The 16,639-nt window shown below is 46.2% G+C and carries 13 protein-coding genes; 5 read left to right on the forward strand and 8 right to left on the reverse strand.

Annotated elements, in window-relative coordinates:
* Positions 1 to 85: 85 nt before the first annotated feature.
* A complete protein-coding gene (locus AC5JL3_RS22785; RefSeq protein ID WP_496076655.1) occupies positions 86 to 364 on the forward strand; it encodes an NACHT C-terminal helical domain 2-containing protein in 279 nt (92 codons plus the stop codon).
* An 85-nt stretch (positions 365 to 449) separates the two neighbouring features.
* Here AC5JL3_RS22785 and AC5JL3_RS22790 read toward each other — a convergent pair whose 3' ends face one another.
* The 7 genes from AC5JL3_RS22790 to AC5JL3_RS22820 form a co-directional block, all read right to left on the reverse strand.
* Complete coding sequence (locus AC5JL3_RS22790; RefSeq protein ID WP_496076656.1) at positions 450 to 587, reverse strand: hypothetical protein; 138 nt, start codon at positions 585 to 587, stop codon at positions 450 to 452.
* A 41-nt stretch (positions 588 to 628) separates the two neighbouring features.
* Positions 629 to 1,015, reverse strand: coding sequence for a response regulator (locus AC5JL3_RS22795; protein WP_348259298.1), 387 nt, complete (start codon positions 1,013 to 1,015; stop codon positions 629 to 631).
* A gap of 10 nt (positions 1,016 to 1,025) precedes the next feature.
* Positions 1,026 to 2,438 carry an adenylate/guanylate cyclase domain-containing protein gene (locus tag AC5JL3_RS22800; RefSeq protein WP_496076657.1) on the reverse strand — a complete coding sequence of 471 codons (1,413 nt, stop codon included), beginning with the start codon at positions 2,436 to 2,438 and terminating at the stop codon, positions 1,026 to 1,028.
* Complete coding sequence (locus AC5JL3_RS22805; protein WP_496076658.1) at positions 2,419 to 5,586, reverse strand: ATP-binding protein; 3,168 nt, start codon at positions 5,584 to 5,586, stop codon at positions 2,419 to 2,421. The genes AC5JL3_RS22800 and AC5JL3_RS22805 overlap by 20 nt, the downstream gene beginning before the upstream one ends.
* A gap of 765 nt (positions 5,587 to 6,351) precedes the next feature.
* The gene (locus tag AC5JL3_RS22810; RefSeq protein ID WP_192222862.1) at positions 6,352 to 6,612 is read right to left on the reverse strand and encodes a hypothetical protein; all 261 of its coding nucleotides are present in this window, start codon (positions 6,610 to 6,612) and stop codon (positions 6,352 to 6,354) included.
* A gap of 365 nt (positions 6,613 to 6,977) precedes the next feature.
* On the reverse strand, positions 6,978 to 8,819 hold the full coding sequence (locus AC5JL3_RS22815) for a calcium-binding protein (protein WP_496076659.1): 1,842 nt from the start codon (positions 8,817 to 8,819) through the stop codon (positions 6,978 to 6,980).
* Positions 8,788 to 9,123, reverse strand: coding sequence for a hypothetical protein (locus AC5JL3_RS22820; protein WP_496076660.1), 336 nt, complete (start codon positions 9,121 to 9,123; stop codon positions 8,788 to 8,790). The genes AC5JL3_RS22815 and AC5JL3_RS22820 overlap by 32 nt, the downstream gene beginning before the upstream one ends.
* Positions 9,124 to 9,231: 108 nt before the next feature.
* On the opposite strand from AC5JL3_RS22820, the gene AC5JL3_RS22825 reads away from it, so the two are divergent.
* The 4 genes from AC5JL3_RS22825 to AC5JL3_RS22840 all read left to right on the forward strand — a co-directional run bounded on the left by AC5JL3_RS22825 (position 9,232) and on the right by AC5JL3_RS22840 (position 13,967).
* Positions 9,232 to 9,936, forward strand: coding sequence for a J domain-containing protein (locus tag AC5JL3_RS22825; RefSeq protein ID WP_496076661.1), 705 nt, complete (start codon positions 9,232 to 9,234; stop codon positions 9,934 to 9,936).
* A gap of 127 nt (positions 9,937 to 10,063) precedes the next feature.
* Entirely contained in the window at positions 10,064 to 10,936 is an 873-nt protein-coding gene (locus tag AC5JL3_RS22830) for a 6-carboxytetrahydropterin synthase (protein ID WP_496076662.1), read from the forward strand.
* A 273-nt stretch (positions 10,937 to 11,209) separates the two neighbouring features.
* Positions 11,210 to 12,289 carry a tetratricopeptide repeat protein gene (locus AC5JL3_RS22835; protein ID WP_496076663.1) on the forward strand — a complete coding sequence of 360 codons (1,080 nt, stop codon included), beginning with the start codon at positions 11,210 to 11,212 and terminating at the stop codon, positions 12,287 to 12,289.
* A gap of 142 nt (positions 12,290 to 12,431) precedes the next feature.
* Positions 12,432 to 13,967, forward strand: a complete 1,536-nt coding sequence (locus AC5JL3_RS22840; RefSeq protein ID WP_496076664.1) for a DNA phosphorothioation-associated putative methyltransferase — start codon at positions 12,432 to 12,434, stop codon at positions 13,965 to 13,967.
* A 69-nt stretch (positions 13,968 to 14,036) separates the two neighbouring features.
* Here AC5JL3_RS22840 and AC5JL3_RS22845 read toward each other — a convergent pair.
* Positions 14,037 to 16,639: CHAT domain-containing protein (locus AC5JL3_RS22845; RefSeq protein WP_496076665.1), on the reverse strand; the 2,603-nt coding region annotated here is incomplete at its 5' end.

Here is a 16,639-nt window from a genome sequence, read left to right on the forward strand (position 1 = left end):
GCTTGCTTAATTGGCATCTTAGTTGTTGATTTAGCATACTAAGTACTGAAGAGCCAAAATTTTTAAAAACATAAACTTTACTGTGATGATAGCCAGACTGGAAGTACTGAAACCTAAAGTTCCAGATGATAAACAACCATTTAAAGTGCGTGAAGCCTTTTGTAATCAAATTGTTCAAACTTGGCTCAATGGTCTTAACCTCAGCCCAGAAATGCTCATGTTAACTGAGGAAGAAGATCAAGCACTTGACAGTTATTTCTTTACTAATCGTCTTATAGTGCAGTGCAAACAAGCAGCCGTGCGGGTGTCGCCAAAAACCTGGGCAGAAATTGAGGAGCGGATGTTGCTGGTTCCGAATAACTGAAACAGTTAACTTGCCCGCAGACTGGAAGTCTGGGGCTATACAAACAAAACCCGCGTAGGCGGGTTTCAAAACCCATAATTTTTCATTAGTCCGCGCAGGCGGACTTGGTTTTTGTAGCTGCGATTTCTAATCGCCAAGCTTTGTGTAGTGTCTGAGCGATCGCATCAACCTCTACATTAATGAAAGTCAGTGCGTCCTGCCCTTGAGGCAGCGGCGTAGCCATCGCTTTTATGTCAAATCCCTCAAGCCTCTGTCAAAAGAGAATTAAGAGACTGCAAGATCGAGAACCTGCATTGATTTTTGTACCACTTCATCCGGATCAAAAGGCTTTGTCATATACAAATCAGCACCAACTTCCTTGCCTTTGAGTTTATCAAACTCTTGACCTTTAGCCGTCAGCATGATGATGTAAACGCCTTTTATACTGAGTTCATTCTTAACAGCATTGCAGACATCAAATCCGTTCATTTTAGGCATCATTACGTCAAGAAAAACCAAATCTGGTCTTTCTGTCTTAATAGCATCAAGAGCCTCTTCCCCATTATCAGCAGTCAGTAACTCCACTCCCTCATCTTCAAGGTCTTCAAGGGTTTGCTCCAACAGAAGCCTTATATAAGGCTCATCATCCACAATCAATATTTTTTTATTCATGAACTCTTTTTTAATAAACTACTTCAAAAACTTCTATAGCTTCTTTTTTCCCTTTAACTTTAATACTACCAATTTCTTTAAATTCAAATAAGTCTTTCGTGACATCGTAAATTCCACGGCTGACAAGAATCTGCTCACCCTTAGCAATAGATTGTAGTCTAGACGCTACATTCACTTTATCTCCTATTGCTGTATAGTCCATGTGCTGGGGAGAGCCAACATTACCAACAACCACCTCTCCTGAACTTATGCCAATGCCTGTAATAAAATTCTGCCTAATCCAGGGTACAGGAATTTGCTTAATTCGGTTTTGCATCTCAATAGCCGTTTCGATAGCTCGTCGTTCACTATCAACCAGCCTTGAAGGCGCACCAAACATAGCAACAATCATATCTCCAACAAACTTATTCACTGTTCCTCCATGGCTAAAAATCACTTCTACCATGTGAGTAAAATACTCATTCAAATATTCGACAATTTTCTCTGGTTCAAGTTCCTCGCATTTACTAGTAAAGTTTCTGATGTCAGAGAAAAGGATAGTAATATCCATCTTGGCAGGAGCTAGAGAAATATCGCCTTGCTCATTTAAAATCGCTTCAACTAATTGTGAATTTACATATCGTTCCAGATTACTTTTAATCCGTTCTTGCTTAAGTTTATTTTCATGGAGAATAGCATTTTCAATAGCAGATGCGGCTTGAGAGGCTAGTGCCATGAAGAGTTTAAGGTCTGCGGCTGTATAGTTAAAGGGTTCCTCGCTGCTGATATTAATTACACCAATAGCCTGCTCATGAATCTGCAAAGGTACACAAATCAGGGAATTAACTCTGTTATGACCTTTGACAAACCTAGAGTCAGAGCTTACTTCATTGATAATTTCTCCTCTACGTGTAAGTACCACATTGCCTGCTATACCCTGACCCATTTCTATGGGAGCTTTGGTTTCATGTCTTTGACCAAAGGCTGCTATAACTTCAAACTTTCCTGTCTCTTTATTTAGTAACATAAGAGACCCACTATCTGCTGATATCAGCCTTCTGGCTTCATCAATGACTAATTTCGCGACCTCTTTGAGTTCCAGACTGGCAGTTATCTTTTCAGAAATGTTGTATATGAGGTTGAGTTCCTTATATTTATCCAGCGTTTCACGAGCAAGGGTCTTTTTCTCAAACTCATTCTTGACTAAATGGGAGAGGAGGGATGCGACAGGAGATGCTTTATCGTCTCCAATTACCCATCCAATTACCTCACCAGCAAGCTCAACAGGATATTTCTCCAACGGTTGAGTTTTGTCATTATCTATGAGTAGCTTGCCCTCTGCATCCTGAATATTTATAGAAGTGTCGATCGCCTTGAGTAAGTCACTCAAAATAGACGAAACTTCTTTTTTAGCCAGAAGCCTCTTAAGACTGATTTTTGCCATCTTCTCGATCAACTACTATGACTTTTTTTGTGGCAGTTCCTTGGGAGAGGAGGTATCTAATCTCATTGATCAGCTCTTGTGTGTTGATCGGCTTGTTCAAATATCTGTCAATCCCAAGACGATAACCCCTTTCGTGTTCCTCTGCTACGGACAGCATGATGATGGGTATACTCATGCTTTGAGGGTTATTTTTCAGCACGGCTGCTACATCAAAACCACTCATTTCTGGCATCTTCACATCAAGAATCACTAAATCAGGAAGTTCTTGGTTAACCTTTGCAATGGCATCTCTTCCATCTTTAGCCTCCCTGACTTTATACCCCTCTGTAGTAAGTTGCTGTCTGAGAAGTTCGCGCAGAGGAGCTTCATCATCAACGACGAGGATGGTTTTATTAAGGTCAGCAGGAGATGATTCTATACTGGCTACCGATTGCAATTGCTTGCCAGGGGTACTTATATCAATAGTTTTGACTTCATCCACTGCTGAGCAACTAATGGGTAGCGTGAATGAGAAAGTACTCCCTTGACCTAATTCACTCTCTACCCAGATTTTGCCACCATGATGCTTGACAATTTGTTGACAGATGGACAGTCCTAAACCTGTACCCTTGGGTTTATCTGTTAGAGGATTTCCTACCTGCTTAAATTTCTCAAAGATCTTCGGTTGGTCAACTTCAGGGATGCCGATTCCCGTATCGATCACGCTGATCGTAATCTCATTATCGATACAAGTAGCTTTGCAGGTTACAGAGCCTTCGTCAGTGAACTTGAGAGCATTAGAAATTAGGTTAATCACTACCTGAAGCAAGCGATCGCGATCGCCTAGAATCTGTGGCAAATCCTCCTTCACATCGACAATCAGTTCTAGTCCCTTCTGTTCAATCAGTGCAAATGTCGCAGATGTCGCCCGTTCTATCAGTTCATGAACTGAAAAATACTGCATATTCCAATCAACCCGTCCAGCTTCCATCTTGGCGATATCTAGGACATCGTTGATTAGTTTGGTCAGTCGCTCGCCCTCGGACACCATGATGTCAATATTTTGACCAATTTGTTTGATGGTGCGCTGAGTTTTTGCCTCCTCAGCCTGAACTTTGGGAAATATTGTATCTTCAAGTTTTTTGCTGACAATTTTGGCAAATCCGAGTATTGATGTTAAAGGTGTTCTCAACTCATGGGAGACAGTGGAGATAAAATCTGTCTTCACCTGGTCAACTTCTTTTTCTAGAGTGACATCTCGGATTAGAATGACCGAACCGATACAGGTTTTGTCCAGACCGTTTGATGTCGATTGTTTGAGGATTGCTGTTGCTACGGCTTTACCAAATCGGTTCCCAACAAGTTCTACTTCTGCGGTGAAGACTTCTGTTAAGTATTGCTTGGTGGTTACCACCAGTTCTGCCACTTTAGGACTAAAAATATCCTTGCAATCCAGATTAACCAGGTTGATGTCTTCCAGATTAAACATGGCTGACAGGGCAGGATTCCAGTGACTGATTTTGCCCCTAGTGTCAGTTACAAGTAAGCCATCTGCGAGATTGTTGATAATCGCACTTAGATAAGCAAGAGTCTCCTGCTGTCGGACAGTAGCTTCTGCAAGATGTCCAGCTTGCTCACTGACAGTCTGGAGATGTTCCTGGGTTTGAGTATGTAGGCGAGTCTGATGAATCGCGATCGCTAACTGGTCAGCGATGGAATCGAGCAATTCAATTTCTCGATCCCTCCAGCGTCGGGGCTTGCTGTAGACACAGATAAAATAGGCGGGAGTATTACCTTGAACTAACACTGGCATAGCCAAATAGCTAGCTATCCCCATCTCGATATACGCCTGTTTGACATCGGCAGGTAAGTTGCGGTTTTTGGCAACATTGTCCAAGCGCACTGATTCACATCGGTTGAGGCGATCGCCCAAGTCGCCAAAGGATGCGATCGAGATACAACCTAGATGTGTTGGCAGGTCTTCCCGCCGATTTTCGCAGACTACCTCCAACTCCTGTCGGTCTCTGTGATACCAACAGAAGATCGCTCGGTCGAGATTCAACAGAGCTGCAAATTCATCAACAGTAGTTTGCCAGATGGTTTCGAGTTCGATAGACTCCCGAATACGAGCAGTTATCCGATTAAGCAGTGCCTCTTGCGCTACGCGGATGCGGAGTTGCTCAAGGGATTGCATTTGCCACAAAGCGATAATCACTGTCACCACCAGGATCGCTCCCACAACCGATGCCAGCAGATTCAGCCCCCTTAGCTCCCCCTCCAAATTGGCACGGGGAATAACCAAACCTAGAGACCAATTAGCCTTATCCAGTGGCGAGTAGGCAACGTAAACCGACTCTCCCCCGATTTGCACCTGCTGAACCCCCTGTTGACGGTTCACCATTGCTTGTGCAATTTTCACTAAGTCTGGGTCTGTAGATTCTAAGAAACTTCTGCTCTTTTTAATAAGGTCATGATCAGGATGGACAAAGGGGGTTCCTTTAGAATCAAGGGCAAAAGCGTAACTCTCACGACCCAAGCGTGTTTTGGTCACAACATTTGATAGCTCCGTCACTGAAACGGGACCCGCAAATTCTCCAATCGGTTGACTCTTTTGGTCAAGCTCAGAAGTGAGGCTATCGGTGCCTTGAGCAGTATCCTCTGGAGAGATTTCAGAGCTATCTTCTGGAGAAACTTCAGAGCTATCTTCTGAAGACAGTTGAGTGCGATCGCTACCAGGGATAGACCAGATCGGAGCGACGATATTAACGAACCGCTCTCCAGTGGAGGGGAAAACCACTGGATCATCGACAAAGGTTTTTCCTTCCAAAGCTTGCTTAAAGTGGGTGTGATGACTGAGATTGGCTTTTGATAAACCAGTATTTGTTGCGTAGTAGGAGCCATCAGATTTCGCCATGACAAACATCTGAAAGTCTGTCAGCCGATTCAGTTCTCGCAGCAAGTAGGGTTCACTCGTTGACCAATTCAGATTCCTGACATTATCAGTACTAGCCAAAGCCTCCACCTGAGCAAGTAGGGTTGCTAATTGCCGATCAATTTCATTCCCTGCGTTCCGGACTTGCAGGAGAGCATTTGCCTTCAAACTGTCAATGATCAAACTACGAACAACCCAATAACTAGTTATTGCAGTAGCACCTACAGACAGAACCATAGTTCCTACCAGGAAGGAGATAAATTTTTTGGGAAAACGCCGAACTTTCTGCGGTTCAAATCTACTTGATCGAACGATTCGTATTGGCTGATTTTCACTAAACATTATTATCCCTCCCAGCTTTCGAGTTTTTAATCCACAGGATTTTGGTATTTGAAATTATTGATTGATAAAGGAATTTAATTAAACAAATGAGGTGGATGATTTTTCACACTTAAGAAAGTTTTCACCTAATGTGAACTGTAGCTTTAGGTAATATCACCTCATCAAGTGCTACTTACACTTGTAAATTTAAGGTTGCCAATCAATAGAGTTTAATGCTATTTTTATAGACTTATTGTGTTGGTTTTATTAGAGGAATATAGTTCTCTAAATTTTACTGAACCACCCTTCACTGGAGAATAAAACTAAAAGAATCCCAATCATTAAGTGCTTTTTTCTATCTGACTGAGAGCTATTAATTTTTTCACAGAGTTTAGCGACTCCAATTAAAGATCAGGTCGCTATTATTGGTTTATACGGTGCTTTTAGGAGAGCATCCGGACAAGTTTGCGGTTGAAGAGGTCTTCAATCGTAGCTTAATGTATAGTTTTGGCTATGCAGCTTGTCCGAATCTAAAAGACTAATACAAATAGCTAGAGGCGTTGGCAAGCAATAGAGTAGTCTGCTATTGGTTAACCATCGCTGTCAGGTAGATGAGGGCTGGCAGTTGTTGTACCCTGCTCCTCTGGTACTTATGAGTTGTTGTTATGTGATGTAGGAGCGTTACGAGTTGTTTGGTGATTCCTGCTCCTGTTTTAGCAGTTGCTCTTTGGAATCGCCCCAGTAGGCACTGTAAGTCCAGACTTCGTTGTTACCCTTTGTCTCTACCGACCATCGATAAATAGCTGAGTTTGGGTTAACCCCAACCTCAATTAGCTTAGCACCCATGTAGTACTCCATCTGCCGTTTTGTCATGTCCTTTGCTACATCAGGTTGGCTTTTTCTCAGGGTTCGGGACATCTGGGCTTGTGTGGGTCTTGGCATCTTTTATTTTCTTAAGCAAATGTACTTATTTCATTATTAATGCTCTTGATTAGGAGTTGGGTGGTATCGTCCCAATCAAGTTTTGGGCTAACTCCAAAAGTTTCTCGGCACGGGTAATTTGCTCGTTAGCTTGTTCAATAGTGGCAGCATTTCGCAAGTCCCGCGCTCTAATTACGAAATAACTAATGATAATCAGTGTAATAAAGGGAAGTAGCGCCCTGAGGCGCTACCTTCCCACTCTCTCAAATGATTATCGATTGGCAACCTATCCAGTTTCTTTAGGAGCTTTGATGGGTGAGAGTTTCTGCGTTTTGCACCGGAAACTAGTCTAAACTCCAGTCCTCAGTGCAGAAGGTGTACGTTCACTAGACTGGGGTTAGTAAAACACTAGTACTAAAGGCTAACGCCACAAATAAGTCAGCCGAGTCTGACACCACAGCCACTCTGTCACCTAAGCAGAGAATTTCGGTATCGAGAGTCGAACTGCCAGTCCCAAAATCTCCAACCCTAAACTGGTAGGCATTAGCATTGAACAAAGCGGCATCAACTGTAATGGTATCTTGCTCAAACGGATTCCAATCTGTGATCGTAGCGTAGCCAGCTCCCAGGTAGAAAGCATTCCCTAAGCCACCCAGAACGAAAGAATCACTTCCGGCTCCACCTGTCATGATGTCAAATCCTTCAAAGCCTGAGAGGATGTCGTTACCCGTACCGCCGAGTAGGGTGTCACTGCCAAGACCCCCATACAGCACATCATTGCCAGCGCCACCGTCGAGAGTGTTAGAGGAAAAGTCGGCGACATCAATCGCATTAGCATTGATAATGTCATTTCCACTGCCACCGATCAGGAGATCAGCTCCTAAGCCGCCATAAATATCGTAGTTACTAGAAGACAAACTAGCATTGACGATGTCACTGCCATTACCAGCATCAATGAACTCAAGCGTACCGACTGTACCCACATCATAAATACCATCGTTGCCATCACCACCGAGCAGAGTATCAATGCCAAATCCACCGAGTATGGTGTCATCCCCGTTACCTCCATCAAGATAGCTAGAGGAGAAATCTGCGGCATCTGGGGCATCACTATTGATATAGTCATCTCCATCTCCACCGTATACGGCATCAGCTCCTAAGCCGCCATAGATGGTGTCGTTACCACCGAAACCAAAGACGCTATCATTCCCACTGCCGCCCAGCATGAAGTCGCTGCCAATCGCCCCAAACAGCACATCATTACCAGCACCACCATCGAGAGTGTTAGAGGAAAAGTCGGCGACATCAATCGCATTAGCATTGATAATGTCATTTCCACTGCCACCGATCAGGAGATCAGCTCCTAAGCCGCCATAAATATCGTAGTTACTAGAAGACAAACTAGCATTGACGATGTCACTGCCATTACCAGCATCAATGAACTCAAGCGTACCGACTGTACCCACATCATAAATACCATCGTTGCCATCACCACCGAGCAGAGTATCAATGCCAAATCCACCGAGTATGGTGTCATCCCCGTTACCTCCATCAAGATAGCTAGAGGAGAAATCTGCGGCATCTGGGGCATCACTATTGATATAGTCATCTCCATCTCCACCGTATACGGCATCAGCTCCTAAGCCGCCATAGATGGTGTCGTTACCACCGAAACCAAAGACGCTATCATTCCCACTGCCACCCAGCATGAAGTCGCTGCTAAGACCTCCGTACATCAAATCATCGCCAGCACCACCGTCGAGAGCGTTAGAGGAAAAGTCGGCGACATCAATAGCATTGGCATTGATGTAATCATTTCCACTTCCACCGACCAGGACATCAGCTCCTAAGCCACCATAGATCACGCCGCTACCAGAAGATAAGCTGTAGTTTATGAAGTCATTGCCATTGCCGCCATCAATATAGTCACTCGTACCAACTGCACCGTAGTCATAAATAACATCGTCACCATCACCACCTAGTAGAACGTCATTGCTACTATTTCCGATCAGGGTGTCGTTACCATTACCACCATCAAGATAGTTAGGATCGTCAACAAAAGAATCTGGAAGACCGCCGTCTAAAAAGTCGTCCCCATCTCCACCAAGCAGGGAGTCAAGCCCGCTACCTCCATATATCGTGTCGTTACCTCCGTAGCCAGCGAGGAAGTCGTCAGTAGCAGCGCCTTGTACGTTGTCATCGAATTCGGTTTGAAGATAGATCGCCATTTTCAGTTGCTCTTAAGTTCAGGTAGAGGTCAGAGGTTGTGCAGAATGCCTTTGAGAGTGAGCTTTCTTTCTTAGGAAAGTCTTCTAGGCGGTGCTGCTGTATCTCTCTATCTCCAGAGGTAGTACCCCTTATGCAGTTTTTTGAAAAAAAGAGCGATCGCTTTCCTAACGAACTAAGCGAACAGTCGGAGACAGGCGCATTCAGGCACGAACGCGATCGCTGTCCCGTTATTACATTTCCTTCCGAACCGAAACGTTTTACCCGTTGTGAGAACAGGTAATGCGCTAGCTTGAAAGTTGACAACTAGTTTCCACTCAGTAGCCTGCACATAGGGAGTGCAGGTACAGCGAACAATTGATAAACCTGGCTACAGGTAAACCTTTATCCTTTGAACGTTTTAAGACTATTCAAATGTCAGACTCTAACCACTACCACACCCTGGATGTCAGCCCCAAAGCTACACCATCGGAGATTAAACAGGCTTACCGACGCCTAGCCAAGCGCTTTCATCCAGATAGTAAGAGTGAAACTGCCGATCCCGAAAAAATTATTCAGGTCAATGCTGCCTACGAGGTTCTAGGTGACCCGATGCGCCGCCGCTCTTACGACCAACAGCTACAATACTTTTACCCCCAAACAGAATTCCAAAATCGCCAACAGCGCACGGCTAAGGCTCAACAACACTATCAACGTCATCGGCAACGCGCAAGAAATGCAGATGCACAGCTCAACGAGTGGTTACACGAGGTTTATGAACCCGTCAACCGTCTGATAAGCCGTATCCTTAATCCTCTAGACGCTCAACTCGATGACCTGTCTGCAGATCCCTTTGATGATGAGCTGATTGCAGAGTTCCAAGCCTATCTAGAGGAGTGTCGTCATTACCTCAATCAGGCTCAGCTTACTTTTCGTTCTCAACCCAATCCTCCCACCGTTGCAGGGGTAGCAGCTAGTCTCTACTACTGCCTTAATCAATTGGGAGATGGCATAGAAGATCTATCACTATTCACCCTCAATTACGACGACTATTATCTACACACAGGTCAAGAACTCTTCCGAATCGCAACAAGTCTGCGCTATGAAGCTAAAGATGCGGTTAAAGACCTCGCTTATTAGTAAGCTATCAAAGCCTAAAACCTCCTCTCCTTCTTATGAACTACTAGAAACTGCCACCAAAATTCGTTTATCCTGGAAACAGCTTCAGTTTACGGAACTTCACACTCTCTGATTAACCATAGAACTAATGGAATGCATCATTAACCGCCGCGCTCAGTTCTCAGCGAGTCACCGCTATTGGTTACCAGAGTTGACCGAAGCTGAGAATGTTCAGCAATTTGGTGCCTGCACTCAGTTCCCTGGACACGGACATAACTATGTTCTGTATGTCTCTCTGGGGGGGGATCTGGATGAGTATGGCATGGTGCTTAACTTATCTGAAGTCAAGCAGGTCATTAAACGGGAAGTCACTAGCCAACTGGACTTCGCCTATCTCAACGATGTTTGGCCAGAATTTCAACAAACCCTACCCACCACAGAAAACATGGCGCGGGTGATTTGGCAACGGCTTGCTCCTCACCTGCCAGTCGTACACATTCAGCTATTTGAACATCCAGAACTTTGGGCTGACTATCAAGGAAACGGTATGGAAGCACATCTGACCATTAGTACTCACTTTAGCGCCGCTCATCGGCTCGCTCATCCTGACCTCAGCTACGAAGAAAATAGCGAAATCTATGGGAAATGCGCTCGTCCCAACGGTCATGGACACAACTACCACCTGGAAGTAACTGTTAAGGGTGAAATTGACCCACGCACTGGCATGATTGTTGATTTAGGAGCCTTGCAAAAGGTCATCGATGATTATGTTGTAGAACCGTTTGACCATACATTCCTTAACAAGGATATTGCCTACTTTGCGAAGGTGGTTCCGACGGCTGAAAACATTGCCATTCATATTCGTGACTTGTTGCAACAGCCGATTCAAGAACTAGGAGCAAGCCTTTATAAAGTTAAATTAATTGAAAGTCCTAATAATTCTTGTGAAGTTTACTGCAACCAAACTACTTCTAACTCAGCAACAACACAGGTAGGCGAACCGCTCCTAACCTCTGTATAGAAGGATAGCGACTAACACTAGCAGTATTGCTAATGGACACTAACGGTATTACTAATGCTAGAGTTTTGATGAGCTAGGAAAAAAGCTCTAAGAATGCCAACCTATTTTTTGTTTCAGGGTGTGTAGCTGTTGGCGGCATTTCACTAACAGATGTTGGTGAATAAATAGTCGTAAGTGGGAGATAGACCTAGCGCAATGGCGCAAGCAACAGATCCCTTGGCATCCAAACGAAGATCGCAGCCAGACATCCGAAGAGCATGAGAGGCAATAGGTATGGAAAACCGGTTGCCGTACTATGACGGCAAACATGAAGGTTGTCTATTAAAAGAGGAGCGCCAAACAGTGGTTCCTCTGCAAGACAACAACAATCAGGACGAAGTCCTAAAGCAAATACCATCTTGTGGTAGTCAACCCGAACAGCTTCTAGAGCAAGGTATTGAGCAGCAAAAGAATCATCAGTTTGAGGTAGCACTCGAATCGTTTAACAACGCACTAAAAGTTTATACGGAACAACAAAACCAGCGAGGAATAGGAAGAGCGTTAGGCAGTTTGAGTCTAACGGTTTATTCGTTGAGCGAGTTCTCCCAAGCGATCGCGTATGCCGAAAGAAGCCTAGAGATTGCTCGTGAATTGAATGACAAACGCTTAGAAGGTCAAGTGTTGGGGGTTTTAGGCAATTCTTCCCGTCATCTCGGTAACTTGCCACAAGCGATCGCATTCGGTGAAGAAAGCTTACTGATTATGCGGCAACTCCAAGACCAACCCGGAGAAGTTGCTGCATTGAATAACCTAGGGCTTGCTCATAAGGCATTGGGCGATTTGCCAAACGCGATCGCCTATCAAGAGCAAAGTTTGGAAATTGCTCAGACGTTGAGCGACCATCAGACTCAAGAACAAATTCTCAGAAATCTTGGTAATGCTTGCTATGCCATGGGGAATTATCCCAAAGCGATCGGGTATTACAGGCAGCGACTAGCGATCGCACGCCAATTGGGTGATTACCGTCTAGAACGACAAATTCTGCGAAACCTCAGTAATGCTTGCTATGCGCTAGGCGATTATCCTCAAGCCATTGAATATAGTCAGCAACGGCTGCTAACGGCTAGAGAAGTAGGCGATCGCCGCTCAGAAGAACAAGCACTGGGTAGCCTTGGAGTCGCTTATGATGCCTTGGAGGATTACGCCCAAGCCATTGAATACTATGAACAACGCCTCAATGTTGCCCGTGCTATCCCTGACCAAAGGGTAGAAGCGCAAGCACTAGGCAGTTTAAGAGTCGCCTACTACGCTCTTGGAGATTATGCCAAGGTTATACAATACCACGAGCAAGGTTTAGCGATGCGTAACCGCTAAGACAGAAGGCAACGGGTTACAGAATCAAAAAATGAATCGAGCAATAGAGGCAGTGAAAAAATATATTTTTCCCACTGCCTCTATTCATCTAGCGATGAATTCTGTTAGCAGGTATATTATCTGAAATGCTTCGGATTCAGCTATGGTTGCTCCACTCCCAGAAGCCCCTGAAATCGAACGCCACAGAGCCGCAATCGTCCGAACTGACCTTTCTAAGCCGGTACGATTGGCAATAGAAAGTGCAATTTTAAGCAAAGATACCACGTTTTTTGACTATGGCTGTGGTCACGGTGGTGATGTTGAGCGCACAGCAAACCAAGGCTATATCAGTACAGGTTGGGACCCCTATTACCAACCGAACACTCCTGTAATTCCAGCCGATATCGTCAACCTGGGCTACGTCATCAACGTTATCGAAAACCCTGCCGAGCGTCGTGAGAGCCTCTCTAAGGCTTGGGAACTTACCCAAAAAGTCTTGATCGTATCTGCCCAAGTCTTAATTGACGAACGCAGTAGCGGTCAAATTGCCTATGGTGATGGCATCGTGACCCGTCGCAATACCTTTCAGAAATATTACGAACAAGAAGAACTCAAAGCCTATATTGACCAAGTTCTTGGTGTCGAGGCGATTCCCGTTGCTTTAGGTATCTACTTTGTTTTTCGAGACGAAGCGCAAGCCGAGAATTTCCTGGCATCTCGTTTTCGTTCCCGCACTACCACTCCCAGAATCCGCGCCAACATCAAGCGATTTGAGGACTACCAGGAACTTCTTGCTCCCTTAATGGCATTTGTGACAGAACGCGGACGCCTCCCTGTTAGCACTGAACTGGCGAACTTTCCTGATATTCTCTCGGAATTTTCCACCCTGCGCCGTGCGTTTCAAGTCATTTTACAAGCTACCGACGAAACTGAATGGGATGCGATCGCCGAAAAACGCCGTCAAGATCTCCTGGTTTACCTTGCACTAACACAATTCAGCCACCGTCCCAGATTCAGCAATCTCAACAGTATCGTTCAAAATGACATCAAAGCTCTCTTCGGCAACTACAAGCAAGCCTGCGCCGCTGCCGACTTGATGCTAATTAGTGTGGGAGATAATCGGCTAATTGCCAACTGCTGTAAACGCAGTAACATCGGCAAACTCCTACCTAGCGCACTCTACGTCCATATTTCAGCCCTGGAAAACCTCAATCCTCAACTGCGGCTTTATGAAGGTTGCGCTAGCCGCACGATTGGGAGAATGGATGGCGCTACCTTAGTCAAATTCAACATCAACGTGCCAAAAATTTCTTACCTGTTCTATCCCGACTTCGACACAGACCCTCATCCGGCATTGCAAACCAGTATGCAGATTGACCTGCGGGATTTACAAGTAACCTATCGTGACTACGACACATCAGACAATCCCCCAATCTTGCACCGCAAAGAAACCTTTGTAACACCCGACTACCCACTCTATGAGAAGTTTGCCCGACTCACTCATCAAGAAGAAAATTGGGGACTACTCAACCAAACCAGCAGGATTGGCACCCGTAAAGGTTGGCAAAAATGTTTAAAAGAACACTGCGCTGAACTTAAGGGGCATCGCGTCTACTGGCGTAAAGATGCTGACCCTTACCGAGTCAAACTTTTACTTTCTGCGCGTAATCGGAATAAGAGTGATGGGGTGATGGGGTGATGAGTGAAAAACTCCCAAAGTTTGGGTGTTAACTAGCTACTTCCCAACCGCCCCAACCTCCCTGTCTACTTATTCCGATTCCATTGCCGTCCAGTCGCCGGAAGGAATGAACGCTGCCCAATAGTAAGGATGCTGAGATTCTGGTTTTTGCAACATTTCTAGTTGGGTTTGGCGTAGGGCATCGGAACGTCCGACATTATTCTTGAGGCGCTGGTAATAGTTGACCATGAGTTGGTTTGTCCGATAGTCATTGACTGCCCAGAGGCTCATGAGTTGACTCTCGGCACCTGCTATGGCAAATGCCCGACGTAAACCATACACTCCTTCACCATTTTGAACATCTCCCAGTCCGGTTTTACAGGCAGATAGCACTACCAGCTTTGTACCGGATAGGTTGAGTCCGGTAGCTTCTAAGGCAGTTAGGATGCCATCTTCATTTCCACTTTGGCGTGGGTTGGCACCAGCTAGAGCAAGTCCGGAACGCAGTAGGGGATTTTCAGAAGGGCGGATGTTGGGTTGATCGCTGCGAGTGCCTTGAAGGGTAGTACTAAAATCTGGAGGTGCAACCTGCGGCACGTCTTGGAGGAAGAATCCGTGGGTAGCGAAATGCAATATCGTTGGAGCTTGGAGTTGCTTAATTACATTTTCTGTAGCTTGGGAGCCTGTCAAGAGTGTGGCTCCTGGTAACATTGGGAAAATCGCTTTGGCTTCTGCGGCAGTATTGACTAAAGGACTGAAATCGACTTGTTGGATGCGATCGTCGTCAAGAACACCGCGAGTCGGGGCGGATTGACCTAACCCCCCTAGCCCCCCTTCCCTCGCAGGGAAGGGGGGGACAATATTGTTGCCAGGGAAGGGGGAAACAATATTTCTCCTACTCCCCTCTCCTTGCAGGAGAGGGGCTGGGGGAGAGGTCTCCGGATTAGTGGCAATCGCAACGGAAGCTGGATCACCCGGTTTGTCATAGTCTGGATTAGCCACAATTACCGATTGTGAGCGGCTTTGAGCATGATTTTGCAGGCGTAGCAGGTCACGTCCGGAACTCAGGTAGGTGATGGAATAGTTTTCGACGAGATAGCGATTATTTTCATCAACCAAAGCAGCGAAAGGAATTAGGTTGAGTTGGCTGTCGGGGGAAAGCAGCACGTTGCGAGTATTGCCCAGAAGCTTACGGATGGGCTGCATCAGTTTTTCATCTAAGGCACGAGCAACGGGCTTGACATCCTTCTGGACATCGCTGGTGTCAAATTGCAGGGCGGTGCGGAAGGCGGTAACAGCTTGGTCGATGGGTTCAGCTTCGCCTAAGTCTACCCATTTGGGTTCACCTGAGTGGTTCAGGACGTAGGCAACGTAGCGAGGTGTACCCCATGTTTCACTGGGTTTTGTGGCTTTGGCGTTGAAAGGGTCGTACAACACCAGTTCCACTAAGGAAGCCTCAGCGGGAATTAACTGCTGCACGGCTTCAATCGTGACGGGTTGGGATGTGGTGCGGAATTCGGCACTGCGACGGGAGAGAGTAGCTTCTTGTTGGTCGGCTATGGCTTTGAGAGTGCCAACTTGCTGGCGATATTGCTCTAGGGGGATGTTTTCGGGTTGTTTGAAGATTAAAGTTGCAAGTTGGGACCGGGTGGCAGCGAGTTGGTCAAGTAAGGTCTGGTCTTCGGGTTTGAGGTTTTGGCGCAGGGTTTGTAAGCTGTCGGTGAGGGCATCAAGGACTCTGCCTTTGCGTCGCAGGGTGGTGGTGAGGGCGAGACGGGTGGCTTGGGGATTATTGGGTGCAGCCTGGAGGTGCAGGGAGACTGTGGAGTTGGTTGTACCCCAGAGAGTAGCGATGTAGGCGCTTTTTTGGGCTTCGGAGCCGGTGGTGAAGATGAGGACAAGGTTGCGTTCTTCGATGTTGGTGCCACGGTTCAAGAATTCGAGGGTACGGGCGATGTCTCCCTGTGCGTAGTACAGCCCTGCCAGATTTTTGAGACTTTGTGCGACATGGGGATGCTCTTTGCCCAGCACTTTCTCCCGGATTGCCAAAGAGCGTTGGTAAAGAGGTTCGGCTTGGCTGTAGTTCCCGTGTGCCCGGTACAGCACTGCCAGATTGTTGAGACTTGCTGCCACATGGGGATGCTCTTTGCCCAGCACTTTCTCCCGGATTGCCAAGGAGCGTTGGTAAAGAGGTTCGGCTTGGCTGTAGTTCCCCTGTGCTTGGTACAGCCCTGCCAGATTGTTGAGACTTGCTGCCACATGGGGATGCTCTTTGCCCAGCATTTTCTCCACGATTGCCAAGGAGCGTTGGACAAGAGGTTCGGCTTGGCTGTAGTTCCCCTGTGCCTTGTACAGCTCTGCCAGATTGTTGAGACTGAGGGCAACATGGGGATGCTCTTTGCCCAGCATTTTCTCCACGATTGCCAAGGAGCGTTGGTAAAGAGGTTCGGCTTGGCTGTAGTTCCCGTGTGCCTGGTACAGCACTGCCAGATTGTTGAGACTGTCTGCCACCTGGGGATGCTCTTTGCCCAGCACTTTCTCAGAGATTGCCAAAGAGCGTTGGTAAAGAGGTTCGGCTTGGCTGTAGTTCCCCTGTGCCCAGTACAGCCCTGCTAGATTGTTGAGACTTGCTGCCACATGGGGATGCTCTTTGCCCAGCACTTTCTCAGAGATTGCCAAAGAGCGTTGGTAAA

This window comes from Symplocastrum torsivum, from assembly GCF_059505465.1.

Excerpts from the sequence above, each read along its gene's own strand:
- AC5JL3_RS22785 (WP_496076655.1), top strand. The coding sequence starts at position 86 with ATGATAGCCAGACTGGAAGTACTGAAACCTAAAGTTCCAGATGATAAA.
- AC5JL3_RS22790 (WP_496076656.1), bottom strand. The coding sequence starts at position 587 with ATGGCTACGCCGCTGCCTCAAGGGCAGGACGCACTGACTTTCATTAAT.
- AC5JL3_RS22795 (WP_348259298.1), bottom strand. The coding sequence starts at position 1,015 with ATGAATAAAAAAATATTGATTGTGGATGATGAGCCTTATATAAGGCTT.
- AC5JL3_RS22800 (WP_496076657.1), bottom strand. The coding sequence starts at position 2,438 with ATGGCAAAAATCAGTCTTAAGAGGCTTCTGGCTAAAAAAGAAGTTTCG.
- AC5JL3_RS22805 (WP_496076658.1), bottom strand. The coding sequence starts at position 5,586 with ATGGTTCTGTCTGTAGGTGCTACTGCAATAACTAGTTATTGGGTTGTT.
- AC5JL3_RS22810 (WP_192222862.1), bottom strand. The coding sequence starts at position 6,612 with ATGCCAAGACCCACACAAGCCCAGATGTCCCGAACCCTGAGAAAAAGC.
- AC5JL3_RS22815 (WP_496076659.1), bottom strand. The coding sequence starts at position 8,819 with ATGGCGATCTATCTTCAAACCGAATTCGATGACAACGTACAAGGCGCT.
- AC5JL3_RS22825 (WP_496076661.1), top strand. The coding sequence starts at position 9,232 with ATGTCAGACTCTAACCACTACCACACCCTGGATGTCAGCCCCAAAGCT.
- AC5JL3_RS22830 (WP_496076662.1), top strand. The coding sequence starts at position 10,064 with ATGGAATGCATCATTAACCGCCGCGCTCAGTTCTCAGCGAGTCACCGC.
- AC5JL3_RS22835 (WP_496076663.1), top strand. The coding sequence starts at position 11,210 with ATGGAAAACCGGTTGCCGTACTATGACGGCAAACATGAAGGTTGTCTA.
- AC5JL3_RS22840 (WP_496076664.1), top strand. The coding sequence starts at position 12,432 with ATGGTTGCTCCACTCCCAGAAGCCCCTGAAATCGAACGCCACAGAGCC.